We start from the raw sequence: 683 nt of genomic DNA on the forward strand, positions 1-683 counted from the left end.
TCCGTGGTAATATGGGTGTAGGTCATGCGTGATCACTCCTATGATTTTCTTTGGTCGGAAAACTCATTTTGAGTGTATCACGCGTGACCCTTTTTAGGTGTCTAGCTTAATTTTACAATCGGCGAAAATATAAATTTTCACCTAATAAGAATAGCAAAGATGAATATAATTTAGGAAAAAAAAGTAAAGAGCAAAAAGTACCATTAACTTATATTGGTGAATTTTTTGATATCGCAAAATTACATGCTTTTCTACAAGGAGTTGAAGGAATAGAATACTTGAATAGCAAAAATATAAAGGGAGTCTCATTAAGTACGCTAGATTGCTTAGATGAATTTGATTTTAAGAATGGATTCTTTTTATTTCTCTTGCCCCTAAATGAAGTCCCTTTTAATTGTGTAAAGCAAAGAGATAATGTTGCTCATTGGATAACAATAGTCGATAAAGATAGAAACGGTGATTTTAAAATTCTTGATAGCAGTAGTTTCTTTATAGAAAAAAATATGAAGAAAAAGGATTTGAAAAATGCTACAAAAAAACTTAAAAGTTTTAATTGTTTCGTTTGTCAAAATAAGCTAGACAGTTCCTTTTCACCCATGTAACTCAAAAAGACTTCCAATGGTGTCCGGTAGTTCAATGATTTTCTCGGTATGTGGTTTCTTCTTGAAGCGACAGACGAGACA

The 683-nt window shown here is 31.9% G+C and carries 1 pseudogene; it reads right to left on the reverse strand.

From position 1 onward, the window contains the following. Positions 1 to 565: 565 nt before the first annotated feature. Positions 566 to 683, reverse strand: a pseudogene (locus tag ABD734_RS07710) (IS30 family transposase); the annotation flags it as partial.

The sequence above is a fragment of the Salinicoccus jeotgali genome (genome assembly GCF_039538805.1).
Lineage (GTDB): Bacteria > Bacillota > Bacilli > Staphylococcales > Salinicoccaceae > Salinicoccus > Salinicoccus jeotgali.